Source organism: Paenibacillus validus NBRC 15382 (assembly GCF_004000985.1).
Taxonomy (GTDB): domain Bacteria; phylum Bacillota; class Bacilli; order Paenibacillales; family NBRC-103111; genus Paenibacillus_G; species Paenibacillus_G validus.
Genome location: NZ_BIMH01000059.1, coordinates 1 through 21,966, shown reverse-complemented (window position 1 = coordinate 21,966; position 21,966 = coordinate 1). Strand labels below are relative to the sequence as shown.

Below are 21,966 nucleotides of genomic sequence, written 5' to 3'. Positions count from 1 at the left end.
CGCACCTGTACGCTCTTCCGCCTCAGCCGCAATAAGGCCTTCCTCCTCCATCTTGTTCAGCGCTTAATAGATCGAGCCTGAGAGAATGTTCGCCCGGATCATGCGGCAGTGTCAATGGTTCAATCACAAATATATGGATAACCCGGTAAACACCGCTTCGAAGAACTTTGGCCCATCTTCATGCAGCAACATATTGACACCCAAAATTCGTATGTGTTATATAGAAATAAGGATTAGCACTCTGATGATTGGAGTGCTAATCGTTAGCCGTGTTAAGTATTTCATGATTTATATAGGGAAAGGGGACCTGATCGTGGCCAAAAAACAGTTTAAAGCAGAATCGAAACGATTACTGGAAATGATGATTAATTCCATCTATACACAGAGAGAAATATTTTTGAGAGAGCTCATTTCGAATGCCAGTGACGCCATTGACAAAATATACTACAAAGCATTAACCGATGATCAATTGGTATTTAACAAAGAAGATTACTACATCAAAGTAACGGCGGATAAGGCAAACCGAACATTAACCATCTCCGATACGGGGATTGGTATGACGCAGGAGGAGCTTGAGAATAACCTGGGGGTTATTGCCAAGAGCGGCTCACTGGCATTCAAGAAAGAAAATGAATTGAAAGACGGGCACAATATCATCGGTCAATTTGGGGTTGGATTTTATTCGGCTTTTATGGTGGCCGATGTCGTTACGGTCATCAGCAAAGCTCTTGGCAGCGATGAGGCTTTCAAGTGGGAATCCAGGGGTGCGGACGGATATACCATTGTGCCGTGCGAGAAAGACGCGGTAGGTACGGACATTATTTTGAAAATTAAAGAGAACACCGAAGAGGATCAATATGATGAGTATCTGGAAGAGTACCGGCTCAAAGCGATTATCAAAAAATACTCTGATTTCATCAGATACCCCATCAAGATGGATCTGAAAGGCCGGAGACCTACAGAAGGCAGCGAAAATGAATTCGAGGATTATTACGAAGAACAAACCGTGAATAGTATGGTCCCGATTTGGAGAAAAAATAAGAACGAGCTTACAGCTGCAGATTATGACAATTTTTATACGGAAAAACGGTATGGTTTCGATAAGCCGCTTAAGCATATCCATATTAGTGCCGACGGTGCTGTGGTCTACCAGGCCATCCTCTATATCCCGGAGAATCCGCCGTTCGACTATTACACGAAGGAATATGAGAAGGGGCTAGAGCTTTATTCCAACGGCGTGCTGATCATGAATAAATGCTCCGATTTGCTTCCTGACTATTTCAGCTTTGTCAAAGGGATGGTAGATTCCGAAGATTTATCGCTGAACATTTCGAGGGAGATGCTGCAGCATGACAGACAATTAAGTCTGATCGCCAAGAACATTAAGAACAAAATCAAAAGTCAACTGCAAAGCTTGTTGAACGATGAAAGAGAGAAATACGAGCAATTTTATAAATCGTTTGGCAGACAATTGAAATATGGGGTATACAGCGATTACGGAGCAAATAAAGAAGTGCTGCAGGACCTCTTGATGTTCTACTCCTCCAAGGAGAAGAAGCTGGTCACCCTGGATGAATACGTATCGAGAATGCCTGAGGATCAAAAGTACATCTACTATGCTTCCGGCGAATCGCTTGAAAGAATTGAGAAGCTCCCGCAAACCGAGCTGGTAGCCGATAAGGGCTATGAAATCCTGTACTTTACCGATGATATCGATGAGTTCGCCATCAAAATGATCATGACCTATAAAGATAAACAATTCAGGTCGGTATCGAGCGGTGACTTAGGCATTGAATCCGAAGCTAATGAAAATCAAGCCGATGCAGAAGAGAACGATAACAAGGACCTCTTTGCACATATGAAAGATATTCTGAAGGACAAAGTGAAGCATGTCAAAGCGTCTAAGAGACTGAAAACTCATCCGGTATGCCTGTCTACGGAGGGTGAGCTAACGATAGAAATGGAAAAAATATTGAAGGCCATGCCTAACGCCCAAGATGTAAAAGCGGACAAGGTCTTGGAAATTAACGTCAATCACGAGGTATTTCAATCCTTAAAAGCCGCATATGAACAAGATAAAGAGAAACTGAATCTATACACCAACCTGTTATACAATCAGGCACTCCTGATCGAAGGCTTGCCGATTCAGGATCCCGTAGAATTCACCAATGATATTTGCAAAATCATGGTTTGATACGGTAATTAAATCAGCAACGAAAGTAACCCGATACTGGCGCAAGCCGGTACGGGTTATTTGTCTTTTACAGCAATGATAAAAAATGCTTGAAATTTACAAAATCCAAAGTATAATTATAGGAATAATGATGAAATATATCTGAATTTTGTCTACCGGATCACTGGAGACACAATATGGCCGTTGGCGTATTGTGTCTTTTTTGCTATTTGGCAGACAGCTTACTCGGTTTGCAAGCTGCGGTGCCGGACCATTTTTATTCTCGGAGGGGGATTATATGAAGCTGCATTTCTCCTGGTTTACACCGACCAACGGAGACGGAGAACGGATCGGATTGAAGAAACCGGAGAGGGAACCGAACCTGAATTATATCGTCGAAGTGGCGAGGGCTTCGGAAAGAGCCGGGTTTGACGGGATTTTAATTCCGGTAGGAACTCCATTCCTGGATTCCTGGATGGTCGGGTCGGCTGTCGTTCATCATACCTCTACCATCCGTCCGTTAATCGCGATCCGTCCGGGTTTTATCGCGCCTTCGCTTTCCGCCAAAATGGCTGCAACGCTGGACCGGTTCAGCGGCGGAAGAATTGACATTAATATTGTCACCGGAGGCTCGCCCAGCGAGCTCGGGCAGGACGGCGATTTCCTTCCCCATGATAAGAGATATGAACGAACGGAAGATTTTATGGAGGTGTTGTGGAAGCTCTGGGAAGAAGAGAAGACAGATTATGAGGGGCCTTATTTCTCCTTAAAGGATGCTCAGCTCGTCCCCCGCAATATTCAATCCAAAATACCTGCCTATTTTGGCGGGTCTTCGGATGCGGGCAAGGAGGCGGCTGCCCGATACGGCGACGTCTACTTGCAGTGGGGGGAAGATGCCCGGGAGGTGGCCGAACAAATCGAGGATGTCCGTTCAAGGGCCGGCAAGTATGGAAGAACGCTGGAGTTTGGCATCCGCATTCATGTTATTGTCCGGGACACAGAGAAGGAAGCGTGGGAAGCCGCCGACAAGCTCGTTTCCGACATTGACCCGTCGGTCGAGCTAAGAATGAGCGAGTATTACCGGGAGGCCGATTCGGTGGCCCAGCAGAGAATGAACCGGCTGCTGCAAGGGGATTACCGGTTCGGCAAGCACAAATGGGCAGGCATCGGCCGCGTTCGCAAAGGGGCGGGTACGGCCGTCGTGGGAAATCCTGAACAGGTCAGGGAAGGCTTGCAGGAGTATATCGACATCGGCGTCACGCATTTTATACTTTCCGGGTTCCCCCATTTGGAAGAAGCCGAACGGGTCGGGCAATTATTGCTGCCGCAATTCAGAAATCAACGAGTGGGCAACGTCAGTTTGGCATAATGAAAGGGGAGTCCGGTGTGACACTGACACGAGGCGAACGCTTTATTCAAAGCCTTAGAGATGAACGAAACGTTTGGATAGACGGGCAGCGTCTGGACGATGTGACGGCACACCCGTCGTTCCAGGGCACGTTAACGACGATCAAGCATTTGTTTGACATGTTGGACGACAAGCAAATTCAAGCGCAAATCGGGTTCCGAAATGCCGAAACCGGTACTTATGCTCATCATGCATTTTTGGTGCCTGCAAACCGGGAGGATTTGAAAAGGCGGCGTGCCGCGTTTTCCTACTGGGCGACCGAGACCCACGGCGTGATGAGCCGCTTGTCCGAATTTGCCCGTTCATTGGTGACGGGCTGGTATGCGGCGCGGCACGAGTTCACTTCGCTGGATCCGCATTTCGCCGATAAAATATCGCGGTATTACGAACAGGCGAGGGATCAGGATTTATTTCTGACGACTGCGCTGCTCGACCCGCAGATCGACCGGACCAAAAGCGCGGGCGAGCACCGGAATCCCGATTCCGTGCTGCGTATTGTCAAAGAAACGGAGGAAGGGGTGGTCGTCCGGGGAGCCAAGATGATTGCAACAGCCGGCCCCTACGCCCATGATTTTCTCGTTTATCCGTACTATCGGCTAAAAGAAACCGAGCGGGAATACGCCCATTTCCTGATTGTTCCCGCTAATCTCCCCGGTTTGCACATCATATGCAGAGAATCCTTCGCCTCCCTTAGCGGCGGCGATCATCCGCTAAGTGAAAAATATGATGAGATGGACGCCGTTTTGTTTTTTGACGATGTGCTGGTTCCTTGGGAGCACGTTTTTCTGAAGGGAGACATCGACGGAGTCTGGAAGCTGCGCATGAACCGGACCGCCGGGGCGCTCGCGTTCCATCAAACCGTCGTTAGACTGCTGGCGAAGCTGGAGTTTGTCACAGGGGTGTCGGTTGCAGTCGCCCAATCGATCGGAGCCGACAGCTACCAGCATGTTCAGGAAAAGCTGGGAGAGCTGGTTATTCAGGTGGAAAGCATCAAGGGGCTCCTGCTCGCTTCCGAAATTCAAAGCAGCCGCACCGATGCAGGAATTGAGCTTCCTTCGCTGGGGCCGATTGAAACAGCCAGAAATTTGGGCGCTTGGTATTATCCCCGGGCTTTGGATATTCTGCAATTGATCGGGGCGGGCGGCTTCATGCAGGTTCCGTCCAAGCTGGAGGATCTGAACGGACCGCTCGGAGACATGATGAAGACTTACTATGCGGGCAAACAGCTCGATGCGGATCATAAAGTGCGCTTGTTCAAGCTGGCGTGGGATTTGGTCGGGAGTCCGCTCGGCTCCCGTCATGAACTGTACGAACGGTTCTATGCGGGCGATCCGGTACGCACTTATGCCAATCAATATGTAAACGCCGATAAATCCGAGTTGGAGAGTCGGATGCGGACATTCCGGCAAACTCATTATGGAAAGGAGGCGGAATCCGATGAATCGACAATCGCCGGGCAGCAGCTATCGCGCACGACTTTATGACGGAAGAAAGGTGTGGGTGAATGGCAGGGATGTAGCGGATGTTCCGAATCATCCCGCTTTTAAGGGAACGGTGGACACCGTCGCTTCTCTGATCGATCTGCAGGAGCAGCCGGAAACCCGGGATGCTTTGACCTTTACCAGCCCGGCTACCGGCAAACGGGTGAACGCGGCCTTTCTCGTTCCCTACGGCAAGGAAGATATTCTGCACCGCCATGAGGCTTTTCGGATATGGTCGGACGCGACCTTCGGGATGATGAGCCGGATATCTGAATATTCCCGGTCTCTGCTGACCGGATGGTATGCAAGCCGAAACCGGCTGGGAGGGGCTTCGGACCATTTTGCAGATAAAATCACCCGTTACTTTGAACAGAGCAGAGACTTGGACTGGATGTCCACCACAGCATTTCACGATCCGCAAATAGACCGTTCCAAGGGACCTTCCGATTCCCCCGACCCGGACGCCTACTTGCGGATCGTGAAAGAGACGAGCGACGGCATCTGGGTCAGAGGCGCCAAGATGGTGGCCACAGCCGCCCCCTATGTGGATGAAATTTTCATTTACCCGTTCCATCGAAGATCGTCCGAAGACTTGCTCTACTCGTCCATGTTTGCCGTTTCGGCCGGCGCTCCCGGACTTCATCTCGTATGCCGGGAGCCGTTCGCTTCGGAACAACCGGAAGAACACCCGCTCAGCTCCAGGTATGACGAGATGGATGCTGTCCTTATTTTCGATGATGTGTTTGTTCCTTGGGAACGGGTCTTTATCAAGAACGATCCTGAAGCGATCTGGAAGATGAGGATGGATCCGGCCGTAGTCGCCTTAAGCCAGCATCAAACGGTAGTCCGGTTGATCAGCAAGCTGGAATTTGTAACGGCGGTCGGCCATGAAGTCGCAACAACCATCGGGGTCACGCATCATCTGCATGTTCAGGAAAAGCTGGGCGAGCTGCTGGTGCAGCTGAGCACGATCAAGTCGCTTCTTGCCGTCTCCGAAGAACTGGCGAAGCCGGACGCTGATACCGGAGTATGGCTTCCGGCCATCGAGCCTCTAACGACCGCCCGCAATTTGGGCAGCCGTTACTATCCGCGGGCGATCGGTATTTTGCAGCATATATGTGCCGGCGGCTTGATGCAAACGCCTTCCACGCTTGCGGAGCTGGACGGTCCGCTAGGTCCGCTGCTGCAAAAATATTACCGCGGAGCATCCAGCCCTGCGAAAGAACGCGTGAGGCTGTTCAAGCTGGCATGGGATTTGATTGCGAGTCCTCTAGGCTCCCGCCACGAGCTTTATGAGATTTTTTACTCCGGCGATCCGGTGCGGGCTTATGCGGCGCAGTATTTGGGGTATGACCAGACAAGGCTCACGGACCCGGTTTGGAAGCTGATCGGCCAGCCCCTGAATGAGGTGAGCGCAAGATGAGTATGCAGTTTTCTGTCTGGGGCTCGAATATTGCCGGCGGATTTCTCCGTTCCGGAATCGAGCAGGATAAGGAAGCAAGCTTCGCTTATAACCTGAAGCTCGCCCAGCTTGCCGACCGTCTCGGCTACCATGCAATTTTGCTGCCCGTTCGTTATATTGGCGGTATAGGCGGGGGAGATTCTACCAACGGTCAACTCGACCCGGTCACGCTGGCTGCGGCGTTGGCCGCCGCTACCACCCAAATTCGGTTCATCAGCGCCGTGCTGCCGGGGTTTATTCCGCCGGTAACCTTGGCCAAGATGGGGGCGACCATTGACCATATCAGCTCGGGCCGATGGCATGTAAACCTGGTAACCGGCTGGTTTCAGGAAGAGCAGGAGATGTTCGGCGTACCTTGGATTGCGCATGAGGAGCGCTATTCACGCTCGGAAGAGTATATTGAAATTTTGAAGGGGCTTTGGCAGCAAGAAGCGTTTACCTTCGACGGCCGTTATTACAAAATCAAGGAAGGAAGACTCCGGCCTGCCCCCTATCAACAACCCTACCCCGCCATATTTCAGGGAGGCAACTCCCCAGCGGCTCGCAGTATGGCCGGCCGGTTATCCGATTGGTATTTCATTAACGGTGCGCCGCTGGATGAAATCAAGGAGCAGATTAGAGAGGTTCGGGAAATCGCCTCCTCCTACGGCAGAACGGTCCGATTTGCCGTCAATGCGTTCGTCATCGCAAGAGCAACGGAACAGGAGGCGCAGGAAGAATACCGGTTGATCCTCGAGCAAGCCGATCATGCCGCTGTTCGGGGTTTTCAGGAAAAGGCGAAGGGCGCCAAAGGAATGTGGGGCAATGCCTCGACGGTCAGCGACTTTGTCGCCAATAACGAAGGCTTCCGCACGGGGCTGGTCGGCTCCTACAGCCAGATCGCGCAAAAGATCAGGGAGCTTGAGAGCGCGGGCGTTCACATGCTGCTGAGCGCATTTCGGTTTCCGCTGGAAGAAGTTGTTCGTTTTCATGATTACGTATTGCCGCTTACGTCATTTATCAAACAAGGGATGGATGCCCGATGATTACATTAAAAGAGGTCAGTAAAACGTATCGAACGAAAGATGGCGATTTCTCAGCTCTCGTTCCCGTGTCTCTGGAGGTGGGGGAGGGGGAAATATTCGGAATTATCGGGCAAAGCGGCGCCGGGAAATCGACGATTTTGCGGATGATGAATTTGCTTGAGAAGCCGTCTACCGGGTCGGTCATTGTAAACGGCCAGAATCTGTCGCAATGTACGCCGAGGGAGCTTCGCGTGGCAAGAAGATGGATCGGGATGATCTTTCAGCATTTTTATTTGCTTCAAAACCGGACAGCAGCGGACAATATTGCGTTCCCCCTGGAAATTTCCGGCATGTCCAAAAAGGACCGCGAAAAGCGGGTAAAGGAATGCCTGGAGATCGTCGGGCTTGAAGATAAAGCCTCCTCCTATCCGGCCCAGCTAAGCGGTGGACAAAAGCAGAGGGTGGCTATCGCGCGGGCATTGGCTACCGAGCCCAAGGTTTTATTATGCGACGAACCGACTTCAGCGCTCGATCCTCAAACGACCGGCAGCATCCTCGAATTTATTCGCGACATTAATAAGCGTTTCGGCATGACGATCGTGCTGGTCTCCCATGACATGGAGGTGGTCAAGCAGGTTTGCGGAAAAATCGCTGTCGTGGAGAAGGGAAGCCTTATCGAAACGCTGGATTTGGGAAGAAGGGACCAGCAACCAAAGACGGAAATCGCCAGGCTGCTGCTTGGAAGCCGTCCTGAAGTGTTGAAAGGAGTCGGTGCGTATGTTTGACAATCTGTTCTCCTTAGCACCGGAAATCGGGCATGCCATCGCAGAAACCGGGCTTATGCTGCTCATTTCTGTAAGTGCTGCCGTTCTGATCGGCATACCTATTGGTGTTTTTCTGTATTTTACCGGCAGCGGACAAATTTATGAGCGGCCGGCGCTGTTTCGAATCACGAATTATGTGGTGAATACGATCCGATCGCTGCCGTTCATCATTTTGCTTGTAGCTCTTATTCCGATTACAAGAACGATTGTCGGAACGACGATTGGCCCGGTAGCGGCAACCGTTCCTTTATCCATCGTCTCAATTGCCTATCTGTCCAGATTGGTGGAGCAATCGCTGCGCGAAATCCCTAAAGGAATTATTGAAGCGGCGCTGGGCATGGGCGCGACGCCCCTTCAGATTACGTGGAAGGTCGTGCTGGCCGAAGCACGTTCGGGAATCCTGTCGGGAATTACGATTACGACAATAAGTCTTTTATCCTATACGGCGATGGCGGGCATTGTAGGCGGCGGCGGCATAGGCGACCTGGCGATCCGGTTCGGTTACTACCGGTTTCAGACGGACGTCATGATTTTTACAGTCATTTTATTGATTGTGTTCGTTCATATCATTCAATTTACGGGAAATACGCTGGTCAAACGATTAGATAAAAGATAGGAGAGCATGTCTATGAAAAAAACTTTGTCCTTGCTCATAACCCTTATGTTATTCACCCTGATGCTGGCCGCATGCGGTCAAGAGAAGGCGCCGGAACCATCGGCCGATTCGAAGACGGGCGGCAGCAGCCAACCATCAAGCCCAAGCAAACCTTCAGATGAAAAGAAAGAAATCACCTTTGGAGCGACTGCCGGTCCCTACAGCGATCAAATTAAACTAGGCATCCAGCCCATTCTTGAAAAGAAAGGCTACAAAGTGAAAATCGTCGAGTTCAACGACTATATTCAGCCTAATTTGTCCTTAGCTGACGGCTCCTTGGACGCTAATGTGTTCCAGCATATCATCTATTTGAAAAATTTTGCTACCGACCGGAAGCTGGATTTGATCGACTTGGACAAAGTGCCCACTGCGCCTATCGGCATTTATTCCAGGAAGCATAAATCGTTAGACGAAGTCACTGAGAATTCGAAGGTTGCGCTGCCGAACGATCCGGCCAACCAGGCGCGGGCGTTAGTGATGATGGAGCAATTCGGGTGGATCAAGCTGAAGGATGGTTACGATCCGATCAAGGTTTCCGAAAAAGACGTTGCCGAGTACATAAAGAAAATCAAGCTTCTGCCGATTGAAGCCGCCCAGCTGCCGCGGTCGTTGGATGATGCCGACTATTCGTTTATTAACGGAAATTTTGCTTTAGCTTCCGGACTATCTTTAACCGAGGCGCTGGGTTTGGAGAAAACGCCGGATCAATACATGAACCTCATAGCAATCAAAGCCGCCGACAAGGATAAAACGTTTGTTAAGGACATCCTGGAAGCCTACAAATCGGCAGAATTTAAACAGGTGACGGAAACCAAGTTTCAAGGCTTCGTCAAACCCGATTACCAAAAATAAAGAAGCCTACTGAAGCCGGCGCACCCATCAAATTTCAATTTCCCGGGCTTTAATATTGGCCTTGGGACCTAATATTTCCGGGTCAAACTCCCGCAATATGCTCCCCGCTAAAATGAAGAATGCGGGATATAGGGGGCGGGGCCACCGAAAGAAGAAACAGCCCTCCGCAGGAGCGAAGGGCTTGGATAACCTGTCGTGCACAGGTCTCAATCCCATGCAGCAAACTTGATGCAGACCGGCTTGGACACTTCCAGAACAGGCCCGGCAGGGAGAAGCTTCCCTGTTTCCGCATCCCGGTTAAACGTTACGATGTTGTTGGAATCCCGGTTGGCCGCCAGCAAGAACCGTCCGTCCGGCGAAAGCGCGAAGTTGCGCGGATGTCCGCCGAGCGTGGAGGCATGCTCAACTAAAGCGAGCTTCCCCGTGAACGGATCGATCGCATAAACCGCGATGCTGTCATGTCCGCGGTTGGAGCCATACAGGAATTTGCCGTCGGGAGAAATGTGGATATCGGCGCATGCATTGTCTCCTTCGTAAGCGTCAGGCAGCGTAGAGACGGTCTGGATTTCATGCAGCGCCCCTTGCTCCTGATCATACGAGAATCCGGTGATGGTTGCGTTGAGCTCATTGATTACATATCCGTAAGGCAATTGCGGATGAAACGCAAAGTGCCGCGGGCCTGACCCGGGCGCAATCCGGACTTCCCCGTGAGGAATCAGCCGGCGGGCCGGGACATCCAGCTTATAAATCATGAGGCGATCCAAGCCCAGGTCGGAAGCGACGGCAAAGCGGTTGGAGCGGTCAACGAAGACGGAGTGCGCACGCGGCCGGTCCTGTACGGGCAGGATGCTTGCCCCTTTGTGCTGATGGATGTCAGCCGTCGGCCCCACCCGTCCGTCCTCCTTCACCGGAGACAGACCGATCATGCCGCCGTGATAGCTCGACACCATGATGCACTGGCGGGTATGATCCAAGGTGATATGGCAAGTCGGGGACGGCACCGTCAGCTCCTTGTTTAACAACGACAACGTTCCGGTGGAAGGGTCGATATCATAAGCGGCGGCAGCCCCGCAGCGCTGGCCCTTAGCGTCCGTCCCCTCGGTTATGGCGTACAGCTTCAAGCGGTCTTGATCCACATCCAGAAAAGTCGGGTTTTGCAGCCCGGAAGCTTGATCGACGATCTCGAGACTTCCGGTATCTGTATCGAACCTGCAGGCGTATAGCCCGGGATTAGCGGAGTCCGCATAGGACCCGATGAAAGCGAGGACCTTCTTCTTCTTCTCCATCGAAACTCACCCTCCGGTTCATTCTGTCATATACGCATTATCGCAAATCCGCATGCGGCTGGCAAATGAGCTCCAGCGGCTGTTGACCGTACTATTATTACCGGATAATCGTTTCATCTGGTATAATGGAATGAAGTTACACGCGGGGCTTCATTCATCTTCATCCTGGGAGGGATCGATCGCATGGATTCAATCGTCTTCAGTCAGCTTGCCCTTAACCGGAGCCGCACGCTGGCTGTTGTGGCCGAATTATCGGAAAAGACGGCGGATGTGGTGCCGAACGGATTCAACAACAACATCCGCTGGCATTTGGGGCATATTCTGACGACCCAAGAACGGCTCGCTTTCCGCTTGCTCGGAGAACCGCTTGAGCTGCCGGAGGAGCTGACGAGCTTGTTCGTCAACGGCACGAAGCCGGCCGACTGGCAAACCTCGCCGCCGGATCTTGCGGCCTTGCGCCAACTTCTGGAGGAACAGCCCGAACGGCACCGTCAGCGCCTTCAAGGGCGGCTGAATGACAAGCTTACGGTAGCTTTTAAGGAGTTCACCCGCCTGGATGAAGTGCTGATGTTCAGTATCGGCCACGAGGCGACCCATGCCGGTTACATCATGGCTCTGAAGAAAGCGGTAGCCGCTCAGTCGTAGCGGACCGTACAAAAAGCCCGATGGAATGTCACGTACATTCCATCGGGCTTTTGTTTGCCGCACGCAAGTTTTTGCGGCAGGCTACTTCCAAGGCAGCAGCTTGTTCTCCAGCCACTGCAGGCTGCGGTTGAACAGGAGGCCGAGCAGCGATAACACCACGACGCCGACCATGAGCTTGGTCGTAATCATCAGGTTGCCGTAGTGCAGGATCATCGAGCCGATGCCCTGCTTGGCCGCAATCATTTCCGCGGCGACGAGCAGCAGCAGGGACGTGCCGGCCGCCAGCTTGAGCCCGGCAAAAATGACCGGCAGCGCGCCGGGAAGAATGACCTTGCGGATCACGTTCATATGGTTGGAGCCGAAGCTGACCGCCGCTTTAATCAGGATCGGATCGACATTCTTCACACCCGAGAATGTGTTGATGACGACGGGGAAGAAGACGCCGAGCGCGATAATGGTCACCTTCGGCAGCTCGCCGATGCCGAGCCAAAGTACGATCAGCGGCAGAAGGGCGATCTTCGGGATCGGATACAGGGAGAACAGGATGGGGGTTCCCATCGCCTCCGCCCAGCGGGAAAAGCCGAGCAGCAGTCCGATCACAATGCCGATGGACGCGCCAAGCAAGTAGCCGAGCACGATACGGTACAGGCTGGCGCCCGTGTTTTGCAGCAAATCGCCTTGAGTCAGCAGTTCCCAGCCCGCCGCAACGATTCCCGTCGGTGAAGGCAGGAACAAAGGGGAGACCCATTCCAACCGGCAAACAATTTCCCAAATTATGAGCAGCGCGGCAATCCCGGCCACGGAGGCGTAGCCGGGAACCTTCTGCTCCAGAAACGCCACCCGGTTTTTAATATGTTTTCTCGTTTCTCCCACTTGACTAACCCTCCTTCAGCGCGTCCTGGGCGTCATGCCGGATCAGGTTCCAAATTTGTTTGACGTAATCGTCGAATTGAATCCGGTATTGCTCATCGTCCCGGCCTGTTTTCGGCATGTCGATTCGAATGATTTCCTTGATTCGTCCGGGATGACGGGAAAGCACGATCACGCGGTCGGCCAGATAAACGGCTTCCTGGATATTATGGGTGACGTACAGCGTGCTCAGTCTCGTGCGGTTCCAGATGGTGAGCAGCTCCTCCTGCATCAGGGTGCGGGTCTGCGCATCCAAAGCGGAGAACGGCTCGTCCATGAGCAGCAGATCCGGTTCGATGGCAAGCGCCCTCGCAATGCCTGCGCGCTGCCTCATACCGCCGGAGAGCTGCTTAGGATAGGCCTGCTCGAAGCCGGTCAGCCCTACCATGTCGAGGTAGTACTGCCCCTTTTCCTTCAGCTCGCTTTTGCCCAGCCCCATTTCTTCCAGGCCGTACACCACATTCTCGAACACCGTACGCCAGGGGAACAGAGCAATCTCCTGAAACACGATCCCAAGACGCGGATCGTTCTGCTCCGCGGACAGTCCTTCGAAATAAACGCTTCCATCGGTGGGGGACAGCAGTCCCCCCACGATGTTCAGCAACGTTGACTTCCCGCAGCCGCTAGGGCCGACCAGGACGACGAATTCCTCCCGGTCGATGGCGAAGTCGATCTGGCTGAGGGCGGTGACGTCCCGCCCTTTTTTGTCCCGAAACGTTTTGGTGACTCCGTCGACGACGACTCTCATGCTGTCCTCACTTTCCTACGGTTTTCAATGCTTCGTCAAGCAATTCCGTATTGACGATGGTTTTGTAGTCCACCGCTTGTTCGATCATTTTAGTTTTCAAGTACCACTCGACCTGAGTTTTGATGTCTTCGGCCAAGAGCTTTCCGTCACGGTCCATGTAAGGCAGACCGAGCTTGATGTTGTCGGCAGGCTGATCGGTGTATTTGGCAATGATGCTGATGACTTCGTCATAGTTAGCGCCCGGTTGAGGTTTGCCGTCCTTTTGCACGAGCACCGCATCGTAGTAGTAGCGGGACGCTTTGACGTACGCCTTCATGAAGCGAACGGCTGCGTCACGATTGTCCGCGAATTTCTGTGAGAAGAAGAGACCGGACGTCTGGTATTCGATTTCGTCGCCCACCTGCGCAATGACTTTCCCATAGCCTTCCTTCACAACGGCTGTAATATTAGGCTCGTTGAGGAGCACGGCGTCCACCTGTTTGCTCTTCAGTGTTTCCATCATCGCGCTCACTTTGCCGAGCGGCACGAGTTCTACGTCGGCCAGTGTCAGGCCGTACTTTTCCAGCAGACGGCCGGCCATGTAATGGAACGTAGAGCCGGTTTGGGTAATACCGATCTTTTTGCCCTTCAAATCCTGGATGGAAGCTACCGGAGAATCTTTGTGTACCAGTAAAGCGGAAGAGGAATAGCCTTTCTGCTCTCTTCCTTTATCCGCGACGATGAGCAGCTTCTGGCCCCCGGCGATCATATTGTAAAGACTTGCGGTAATTCCCGTAGCGCCCACGTCCACGCTTCCCGATGCGGTAGCAACGGCGATCGGCTGGGCCGCTTCAAACCACCGTGGACTCGCTTCGATTCCTTCTTCTTTGAAGAAGCCTTTTTCCATGGCGATAAACAGTGGAGCGGAGCTGGTAAGTTTCAGCATCCCGATCTCCAGTTTGACGGGTTTGACTTCCGCCTTTGGTGCGGAGCCCGCCGCCTGGGGAGCTTCTTCTTTTTTGCCGCAAGCCCCTAGAACCGCAACCATGACCAGCATGGCCGCAAGTAGCAGTGCGAAGTTCTTTTTCATTTTGTACCCTCCTGAATGCGATTTAAACTGCGAAATTTACATGATTCGACACTTCGGAGAAGGAATCCTTCTGTAAAATAATTCCTTCAACAGTTTGTCATAATATTGGATTTGAACAGGTCTTGGAAGCATAGTGTACACGAATACCCGCACCATAACTCAATTTAATACGGAAGTGATGAAAACTAGCTTGAGATAAGGGAAATTGGCCACATGAAAAATAACGCTATGCCCTTCGTGCAGCTGAGCATGAACCGGGACACCTTATTATTCCAATTGTAGGGTGAAAGGAGTCCGGACGGGCCTCTTTTTCTTTTGAAAGATCATGCCGGGTGCAGCATGTAAGCGAGCCCGGAAGACAAGCCGTTCACTGCTGGTTTTTAACATTTCATGCTTTTAATTTAACACTTCACGCACAGAGCTATCACAGAAAGATCAAATCCATGTAAAGTTTTATTAAAGCGCTTACATTAATTCTAAGGGGGCTTTCGACATGAACATACCTAAACAACTGGAAAACCGCGCAATAGCCAAAGTGCAATCCGCCGCTGTAGAGATCGGCAAGCTCTTGGAAGGACACGCATGGTCCGAACGGTCAGAGGATATTCGGGTATTATTGGACCAGTTGCTTCAAAATGATGAATACTTCCTGGTCGTCGAGCATCACGGACTATCCGTTCTGCATACAAACCGGCTGCGCGAGGGGACGGTCTTCAACGATGTCGTTGGCTTGGCGGCTGCGCAAACGGACAAGCCGTTAGCTCAAATTTACCACCGTAACACCGGTGAGGTTATATTGGATGTTTCGACTCCTGTGAACATTCCGGGGGCGGGAGCTTCGCCTTATAATTTGCGGCTGGGTGTGATCGTGCAATCCTTATCTTTTCAGGCAACCTGGTACACCGTTTACAGTATTCCATTGCTGATCGCTTTAGGCGGCCTCGGGCTGGCCGATTCGTGGGGGGAACGCGCCGCGGCGGGCCTTCTTGTGCTGGCGGCGTTCGCCGGGACGGGCTTGTATTTTCATCGAACGGTGCTTCAAAGCTTGAAGAGCTGGATGGGCCGCATGAAAGCCATTTCTTCCGGCAAGCTGATGCCCGCTTCGGCAGGCTCCAGGCGCAATGAGCTCGGACAAGTTTCGTTTGAGATCAACAAAATTGTGATAGGGATGAGAGCGATCTTGTCCGACATGAGGGAGGCTTCCTCCACCGTGAATAAGATCGGGTCCGAGCAGGCCGACGAAATTCGGCAGCTGCTGTCTTCGGCTGAGCAGCTGGTAGCGAGCATGCAGGAAGTGAGCGCGGGAGCGAATGACCAGCTGCAGCTCATCGAACTTAACGGCAGCCGGATGCAGCAGATTCACGACAGAGTCAGCCGGGCCGGTCAAGACATGGAGCTTTCGGGCAAGATATCCGAGGAGGCCCGGACATCGTCGCATGCCGGGCTGGAGAAGACGCTGGAATTGCGCAATGACATGAATGACCTGCAGGAAACGAGCAAGCGGAGCGTGAGCTCGATGGAAGAGCTGGAGCGGCAATTGCAAGAAATGAGAGAGTTCATCTTGTACATGCGTGAAATTGCCGAACAGACGAACCTGCTCGCGCTGAACGCCGCGATTGAGGCTGCGAGGGCCGGCGAAGAAGGCAGAGGATTCGGGGTCGTTGCCGGCGAAGTGAGGAAGCTTGCCGTTACATCCAATGAGGTAGCGGAACGCGCGATCGGGCTGACGCACAATATGGCGCTGAAATCGAAAGAAGCCGCGGATGCGGTGAAAGCGGAACGGCTTGCCGTAGAACGGGGAATCCGAAGGATTGGCCAATTGAGCGATATGATTCGCCTTGTGGCCGACAAGTGCCGCCTGACTGCGGAGCAAGCGTCCGCGCATTCTGCGGAGATGCGTGAAATTCAGCTTGGGCTTCATTCGATGGAAAGCAGCATGCAGGCGATTCGGGATATTTCTCAACAGTTCACTGCGTCCGCCCAAGCGATGGCGAGCAGCGGAGAACGGCATCACATGGCTACCGAGCTTATTGCGCAGCAAGCGGATTTGCTCAAAAGCATTTCCGGAAATCTGCAGAAAATTACCGGCCGGTTTGTGATGGAATCCTGAAGCCGCCCGCCGTAAGCGAGTGGATCGAGCGTACGGCGGGATGAGGCCCCGCGTCAGGACCGCGGGCGGTTGGCCCGCAAGAAATAGTTGGACGATGCTTGGGGATCGTGTTATTCTTTGTACATAATTGAATCATTTGCTCGGGTAGATGTCGAACGGGGGGCTAGCCATGCCGGCGTTCGGCGAACAGGGAAGTCCGGTGAGAATCCGGCACGGTCGCGCCACTGTAAGCGGGGAGCGGCTTCCATGATGTCACTGTCCTTCAGTTGGTTTAGGGGGGCGGTTGGGATGACGGAAGTCCGGCTTCGATCCGCAAGTCAGGATATCTGTCTAACCCGAGAACACCGTCGCCTACGCGAAATTAGGAGAAGGGGGAACGGCAATCCGTCAGGAACGTAATATTGCCTGCAGGTTCATGCGTATCGGCATCCCTTCATAGAGAAGGGGTGCTTTTTTAGTTTAAGGAAGGTCAGTTTCAAGAGAGGGGAATAGGACAACAGATGAAGAGTAACAGATGGATCAACAAGATAAGCATGGTCCTGCTAAGCTGGTGCTTGCTCATATCCATGCTTGGCGGGCTGGCGCCTGCGTATGCGGATGGAGCGGGGAGAGGGCTTGTCACGGTTCCTCAGGCTATAGACGATGCGGCCGGCTACATCCTGGATGCGAATGGAGGCGCGCTTTCCGATTGGGATGCTTATGCGCTGGCTGCAGCCGGGAAGCAGGTGCCGGCTTCGTATTTATCATCCGTCCGCGAGCAGCTTCAGCAGAACGGCGGACGTTACAGCAAGGTAACGGACTATGCCCGGATTGCGTTAGGCGTAAAGTCGGCCGGAGGAAACCCCGAGCAGATCGCGGCCGGGTCGAGTTCGTACAACCTTATTGAGGGCATTTATAACAGCGATGTGCTGACTGCCCAGGGAACGAACGGCGCGATTTATGCGCTGCTGGCCTTGAGCGGCGATGCTTATCACATTCCGTTAACCGCGAAGTGGAATCCCGATAAAATCGTGGCATGGCTGCTCGCGCAGCAAAATGCGGACGGCGGATGGCCGCTTGGGGCCGGAGGGCCGAGCAGCATCGACATTACAGCGTCTGCTGTGAACGCCCTGGCCGCTCATACCGCGCACACCGGTGTCCGGCCGGCGATGGACCGCGGCATTCAATGGCTGTCCTCGCAGCAATTAGCGAACGGCGGATTTTCGGAGTATGGGGAAAATGCGGAAAGCACCGCACAGGTCATTCTCGCGTTGTCCGCTGCCGGACTCGACGCGCGCAGTTCAGGCTTCGCGAAGGCGAACGGCAACCCGCTTACCTATTTATTCGGTTACCGGCAAGGCGACGGCGGATTTGCCCATGTGGCCGGCGGTTCTTCCGACGGATGGGCCACGGTGCAATCGCTTGTGGCGCTGGCGGCCTTCCATACGGCTGTCAACGGTGACAGCGGATCGTATGAGGCGATCCTGACCACAGGGGGCGGAGCGCCTGCCGCAGCTCGCGTGACGGTTCATGTGGAAGGCCCCGCCGGTACGATCGCCGAAGGCTCCGCCGTTGCGGGGACTGCCTATGAGGCTGTGGCTCAAGTGCTGCATGCGCAGGGGGTTCCTTTTCAAGAGAGCGACGGCCATTTCATTCATACGATCAACGGAATTTCCGGTAAAAGCGACTACAGCACCTGGTGGGGGTACAATGTCAAACGCCAGGGCTCCTGGGATTATGCCCGCACGAATAACCTGGGCATGGCTGACTACTCCCTGCGTAACGGCGATGACATTTATTTGTACTATACAGGCATAAGTACCGCATTGGTGGATTCGATTAAGGTGGAGCCGGCGATGCCGGTTGAAGGCCAGGCAGTAACGGTTCAGGTCTATCGGTCGGTATGGGATTATGGCGTTACAAGGGACGAGGTCGTCACGGTTGCCGCCAGCGTTTATGTAGAATTGGGCGGACGTAAGGTGGAGACGGACGCAAACGGATACGCGTTGTTCCCGTCCGGCTTGCCCGGCGGCACCTATCAAGCGGTTGTAACAGGCTATCAAGACGGGCTTGCGCCGAAGATCGTCAAGGATTCCAAGACGATTCAGGTCGGAACGGCGGCGATTCAAATTGAAGGAGCTTCAGGCACTTATGCCGAAGGGAAGGCGAGTTCTCCGAATTTGCTGGAAAGCGTTGTGCGGCTTCTAGATGCCAACCAGGTTCCTTACGAGCTTGAACACGCCAGCTTCGGAACGTACATCCAATCCGTCGGCGCTGATGCCGGGGCTTGGCTCTATGCGATCTACCGCCAAGGCAAGTGGAATCCGGGAATGGTCGGCGCGGATCAATATACGCTGCAGCCGGGGGACCGGGCGGTCGTTTATATTAGCGGATTCGACGCGGAGTGGAACTCGTCGACGTATTTGGTCGATTCGATTGCCTTGAATCCTGCACAGCCTAAGGCTAACGAATCGTTCACCGTTACGGTGAAGAAGACGCTCGCGGACAATAAGCCGGCTTCTCCCGCAGCCGGCATTCAAGTGAAGATCGGAAGCTTGACCGCCACAACAAGCAGTGAAGGCATCGCCACATTCGCCGGATTGCCTGCAGGAACCTATACCCTCGATATATCGGGCTATGTGACCGGTGAGGCGCCGAAAGTGGTACATACCTCGCAACCGGTGACGATTCAACCGAGAACCGGGGGCGGAACAGACGGAGGAACGGGTCCTGTCGTCAATCCGGTCGTATATGTGTCCGTAACCGGGGACAGCAGCATGGGGACGATCCTGCCTTCGACCTCGGTTTCCTTGCAGAGCGGCGACACGCCTTATTCCATTCTGATCCGGGCCCTGGGCGCAGGCCGCGTTCAATCGTCCGGCTCGGGCTCGACGGCTTACGTCCAAGGCATTGACGGACTGCGGGAATTCGACCGGGGGCCGCTAAGCGGCTGGATGTACGCGGTCAACGGCACCTACCTGAGCACAGGGGCGGATTCCACGTCCTTGAAGCCGGGCGATACGGTGGCGTGGCGTTATACGCTGGACGGCGGCAAGGATTTGAATGCCGGCGCGGGTACCGGAGGAACGGGCGCTGTCGGGGTACCGGTGGCGCCGACCGTCCCGGCGGCTGCCGATGTGGTTCAGAAGCTGGAGATGCCGTATAACAACCGGAAGCCGATCCATGAGATCGCGAAGCCGGCCATTGTCTTGAACGCAGACAAGAAAATGACGGCGAATGCCGCCGATACGCTCAAGAAGGACTTGGCGGCCAATACGGTGAACGTGCAAAAAGCGGCAGCTGCCGATACCGAAACCGTCATTGCCGACGCCAAAGCGGAGGTTCAGCTCCAGGTTCCGGCCGGTGCACTTAAGGAAACGACGAAGCTGACGGTCAGCGAGCTTCCTTCGGCTTCGGCCGGGCGGAACGAGCTCGTTTCCTCGATGTATGAGTTCGGCCCGCAGGGTCAGTCCTTTGATACACCGGTACAAATTTCGATTAAAACGCCGGTTGCCTCGGTAAGTCTGGATCAGTTGGCGCTGGCGTGGCTGGATGAGCAGACGGAGCAATGGATTCCGATTCCGGCCGTCATTGATGCCGAGACGGGAACGGTTACCGGATGGGTGAACCATTTTACGAAATTCGCGGTTATCGACAAGTCCAAAGTGGCGCCGGCTGCGGGCATAGACGTCGGACCTTCCATCGAACGGGCGGCCCAATGGCTGAAGGGCGGCGTGGAGCTGAGCGACTGGTCGGCCTATGCGCTGAGCAGAGCCGGCGTGGCCGTTCCAAACGATTACCTCGCTTTGGCTTCCGCCAAGCTGAAGGAGAAGAACGGCGAGTTCCGGAACGTCACCGACTATGAAAGATTGGCGCTAAGCATACAGGCGGCAGGCGGCAATCCGGAATCGATAGGCGGCTTCAATCTGATCGAGCGTATTTATAATAACGAGCGGATGGAAGTACAGGGAAGCAACGGCCCGATTTATGCGCTGCTGGCTTTGAACGGAGGCGCTTATCGCATTCCGGCCGATGCGAAATGGACGACCGGGAAGCTGGCGCAGTGGATCCTCGACGTGCAGAATGCGGACGGCAGCTGGCCGCTTGTGAAGGGCGAGCAGGGAAATCCCGACTTAACGGCTGCGGCGCTGGCTGCCCTTACCCCTTACCAAGAGCGGACGGATGTGAAAGCCGCCATGGAGAGGGCGGTTAAATGGCTGGGCTCCGTGCAGTCCCCGGACGGCGGCTTTGCCCTGAACGGTGTGGAGAATGCGGAAAGTACAGCGCAAGTGATTTGGGGTCTCTCGGTAAGCGGAACCGACCCGGTGAACAGCCCGTATTTCAAGTCCGGCAAGCAGAGCATGCTGGCCTGCTTGCTCGGGCTGCAGCTGAGTAACGGCGGTTTCCCTCATGAACGCGGAGGGGAAGCGGAGGTCATGGCTACGGAGCAGGCGTTAATGGCGCTGGGAGCGTACCAAGCCTATGTGAATCTTGATCGGCAGGTGCCTGCCGCCCCGGTCTACGCCGACCAGACGGACATTGCCTCCTGGGCGCTGCCGTTCGTACAGAAGGCGTCTATTTACCGGATCATGGAGGGGACGGGCGGATCGGTACCCGTTTTCGAACCTAAACAAAAAGTGACCCGCGTACAATTTACCGCGATGCTGCTGCGGATGATGGGCGAAGCGCCTCTGGCCGAAGCAACGACGGATTTCGCAGATGTCGCTCCGGATGCCTGGTACGCAGGCTATGTGACCAAAGCGGTGGCGAAGGGCATCGTGCAGGGCGTAAGCGCGGATCGGTTTGCTCCGGATGCCGCCATTTCACGTCAGGAGATGGCTATCATGCTGGCAAGAGCGCTGCAATTGCAAGCCACAGGCGCCGATTCCGCCGGATTTATCGATATGAGCGAATCGTACCCGGATGCCGTACCATTCATTCAAGCCGTGCGCGAGCAAGGGCTGATGGAAGGCGACGAAGCGGGACGGTTCCTGCCGCTGGATTCGGCAACACGCGAGATGGCTGCGGTCGTAGCGGTAAGAGCCTATGAATTGACAAAAAAGCCGTAATCGGTGAGGATGAAAAGAGCCCTGTTCGCAAGGGGCTCTTTCTTTCCTTTTCATGTCAGGAGGATCCTAGATGTATCGATTATTTCTGCTGGGAATTGCCGTGATGACCGCTCTCTCCGGCTGTGGGCCGCAAGCGCAGCCATCTGCTGGCGCCGCCTCGCAGCCCCCTGCGCAAGGGGCGGCCGCGGACAACGCTGCTTCGCAAGAAGCAGCCCGGCCTGCGGAAGCGGCGGTTAAGCCGCCGGAGCCGCCGGCGTCCGGGCAGGCCGAGCCGGATGCCGCCAAGCCGGAG

At 54.1% G+C, this 21,966-nt stretch carries 15 protein-coding genes, 1 pseudogene and 1 riboswitch; of the genes and pseudogenes, 12 read left to right on the top strand and 4 right to left on the bottom strand.

The window, feature by feature from the left end:
- Positions 1–313: 313 nt before the first annotated feature.
- From htpG to PVA01S_RS23640, 8 genes are all read left to right on the top strand, one after another.
- Positions 314–2,194 carry a molecular chaperone HtpG gene (htpG, locus tag PVA01S_RS23675; protein ID WP_127610064.1) on the top strand — a complete coding sequence of 627 codons (1,881 nt, stop codon included), beginning with the start codon at positions 314–316 and terminating at the stop codon, positions 2,192–2,194.
- A gap of 277 nt (positions 2,195–2,471) precedes the next feature.
- Positions 2,472–3,542: an LLM class flavin-dependent oxidoreductase gene (locus PVA01S_RS23670; protein WP_127610062.1), complete on the top strand. Its 1,071-nt coding sequence runs from the start codon at positions 2,472–2,474 to the stop codon at positions 3,540–3,542.
- A gap of 17 nt (positions 3,543–3,559) precedes the next feature.
- A complete protein-coding gene (locus tag PVA01S_RS23665; protein ID WP_244933034.1) occupies positions 3,560–5,065 on the top strand; it encodes a 4-hydroxyphenylacetate 3-hydroxylase family protein in 1,506 nt (501 codons plus the stop codon).
- Positions 5,019–6,485 carry a 4-hydroxyphenylacetate 3-hydroxylase family protein gene (locus PVA01S_RS23660; RefSeq protein WP_127610058.1) on the top strand — a complete coding sequence of 489 codons (1,467 nt, stop codon included), beginning with the start codon at positions 5,019–5,021 and terminating at the stop codon, positions 6,483–6,485. The genes PVA01S_RS23665 and PVA01S_RS23660 overlap by 47 nt, the downstream gene beginning before the upstream one ends.
- Positions 6,482–7,549 (top strand): LLM class flavin-dependent oxidoreductase, encoded by a 1,068-nt coding sequence (locus tag PVA01S_RS23655; RefSeq protein ID WP_230876029.1) that lies wholly within the window; start codon positions 6,482–6,484, stop codon positions 7,547–7,549. Before PVA01S_RS23660 ends, PVA01S_RS23655 begins: the two co-directional genes overlap by 4 nt.
- The gene (locus PVA01S_RS23650) at positions 7,546–8,313 is read left to right on the top strand and encodes a methionine ABC transporter ATP-binding protein (protein WP_127610056.1); all 768 of its coding nucleotides are present in this window, start codon (positions 7,546–7,548) and stop codon (positions 8,311–8,313) included. The genes PVA01S_RS23655 and PVA01S_RS23650 overlap by 4 nt, the downstream gene beginning before the upstream one ends.
- Positions 8,306–8,968: a methionine ABC transporter permease gene (locus PVA01S_RS23645; protein ID WP_127610054.1), complete on the top strand. Its 663-nt coding sequence runs from the start codon at positions 8,306–8,308 to the stop codon at positions 8,966–8,968. The genes PVA01S_RS23650 and PVA01S_RS23645 overlap by 8 nt, the downstream gene beginning before the upstream one ends.
- Before the next feature lie 12 nt (positions 8,969–8,980).
- A complete protein-coding gene (locus PVA01S_RS23640; RefSeq protein ID WP_127610052.1) occupies positions 8,981–9,859 on the top strand; it encodes a MetQ/NlpA family ABC transporter substrate-binding protein in 879 nt (292 codons plus the stop codon).
- Positions 9,860–10,065: 206 nt separating this feature from the next.
- Here the strand turns inward: PVA01S_RS23640 and PVA01S_RS23635 are convergent, their stop codons facing one another.
- Complete coding sequence (locus PVA01S_RS23635; RefSeq protein ID WP_127610050.1) at positions 10,066–11,145, bottom strand: lactonase family protein; 1,080 nt, start codon at positions 11,143–11,145, stop codon at positions 10,066–10,068.
- A 183-nt stretch (positions 11,146–11,328) separates the two neighbouring features.
- Between PVA01S_RS23635 and PVA01S_RS23630 the strand changes: the two genes are divergently transcribed.
- Positions 11,329–11,790, top strand: coding sequence for a DinB family protein (locus PVA01S_RS23630; RefSeq protein WP_054798036.1), 462 nt, complete (start codon positions 11,329–11,331; stop codon positions 11,788–11,790).
- A gap of 81 nt (positions 11,791–11,871) precedes the next feature.
- Here the strand turns inward: PVA01S_RS23630 and PVA01S_RS23625 are convergent, their stop codons facing one another.
- From PVA01S_RS23625 to PVA01S_RS23615, 3 genes are read right to left on the bottom strand one after another with little or no spacing between them, the layout of a single operon-like run.
- A complete protein-coding gene (locus PVA01S_RS23625) occupies positions 11,872–12,663 on the bottom strand; it encodes an ABC transporter permease (RefSeq protein WP_127610048.1) in 792 nt (263 codons plus the stop codon).
- A gap of 4 nt (positions 12,664–12,667) precedes the next feature.
- Positions 12,668–13,447 (bottom strand): ABC transporter ATP-binding protein, encoded by a 780-nt coding sequence (locus tag PVA01S_RS23620; protein ID WP_127610046.1) that lies wholly within the window; start codon positions 13,445–13,447, stop codon positions 12,668–12,670.
- Between the two features lie 7 nt (positions 13,448–13,454).
- Positions 13,455–14,516, bottom strand: coding sequence for an ABC transporter substrate-binding protein (locus PVA01S_RS23615; RefSeq protein WP_127610044.1), 1,062 nt, complete (start codon positions 14,514–14,516; stop codon positions 13,455–13,457).
- A gap of 493 nt (positions 14,517–15,009) precedes the next feature.
- Here PVA01S_RS23615 and PVA01S_RS23610 point away from each other — a divergent pair, with 493 nt between their 5' ends.
- The 3 genes and pseudogenes from PVA01S_RS23610 to PVA01S_RS23600 form a co-directional block, all read left to right on the top strand.
- Entirely contained in the window at positions 15,010–16,626 is a 1,617-nt protein-coding gene (locus PVA01S_RS23610) for a methyl-accepting chemotaxis protein (RefSeq protein ID WP_127610042.1), read from the top strand.
- 129 nt (positions 16,627–16,755) lie between these two features.
- Positions 16,756–16,974, top strand: a riboswitch (cobalamin riboswitch).
- 152 nt (positions 16,975–17,126) lie between these two features.
- Entirely contained in the window at positions 17,127–21,674 is a 4,548-nt protein-coding gene (locus PVA01S_RS23605) for an S-layer homology domain-containing protein (protein WP_244933033.1), read from the top strand.
- Positions 21,675–21,744: 70 nt separating this feature from the next.
- A pseudogene (locus PVA01S_RS23600) lies at positions 21,745–21,966 on the top strand (hypothetical protein); the annotation flags it as partial.

What these genes read in the sequence shown, in the direction of transcription:
- PVA01S_RS23620 (WP_127610046.1), bottom strand. Translation starts at nt 13,447, where the DNA reads ATGAGAGTCGTCGTCGACGGAGTCACCAAAACGTTTCGGGACAAAAAA.
- PVA01S_RS23645 (WP_127610054.1), top strand. Translation starts at nt 8,306, where the DNA reads ATGTTTGACAATCTGTTCTCCTTAGCACCGGAAATCGGGCATGCCATC.
- PVA01S_RS23615 (WP_127610044.1), bottom strand. Translation starts at nt 14,516, where the DNA reads ATGAAAAAGAACTTCGCACTGCTACTTGCGGCCATGCTGGTCATGGTT.
- PVA01S_RS23610 (WP_127610042.1), top strand. Translation starts at nt 15,010, where the DNA reads ATGAACATACCTAAACAACTGGAAAACCGCGCAATAGCCAAAGTGCAA.
- PVA01S_RS23655 (WP_230876029.1), top strand. Translation starts at nt 6,482, where the DNA reads ATGAGTATGCAGTTTTCTGTCTGGGGCTCGAATATTGCCGGCGGATTT.
- PVA01S_RS23605 (WP_244933033.1), top strand. Translation starts at nt 17,127, where the DNA reads ATGAAGAGTAACAGATGGATCAACAAGATAAGCATGGTCCTGCTAAGC.
- PVA01S_RS23630 (WP_054798036.1), top strand. Translation starts at nt 11,329, where the DNA reads ATGGATTCAATCGTCTTCAGTCAGCTTGCCCTTAACCGGAGCCGCACG.
- PVA01S_RS23640 (WP_127610052.1), top strand. Translation starts at nt 8,981, where the DNA reads ATGAAAAAAACTTTGTCCTTGCTCATAACCCTTATGTTATTCACCCTG.
- PVA01S_RS23650 (WP_127610056.1), top strand. Translation starts at nt 7,546, where the DNA reads ATGATTACATTAAAAGAGGTCAGTAAAACGTATCGAACGAAAGATGGC.
- PVA01S_RS23670 (WP_127610062.1), top strand. Translation starts at nt 2,472, where the DNA reads ATGAAGCTGCATTTCTCCTGGTTTACACCGACCAACGGAGACGGAGAA.
- PVA01S_RS23660 (WP_127610058.1), top strand. Translation starts at nt 5,019, where the DNA reads ATGAATCGACAATCGCCGGGCAGCAGCTATCGCGCACGACTTTATGAC.
- PVA01S_RS23635 (WP_127610050.1), bottom strand. Translation starts at nt 11,145, where the DNA reads ATGGAGAAGAAGAAGAAGGTCCTCGCTTTCATCGGGTCCTATGCGGAC.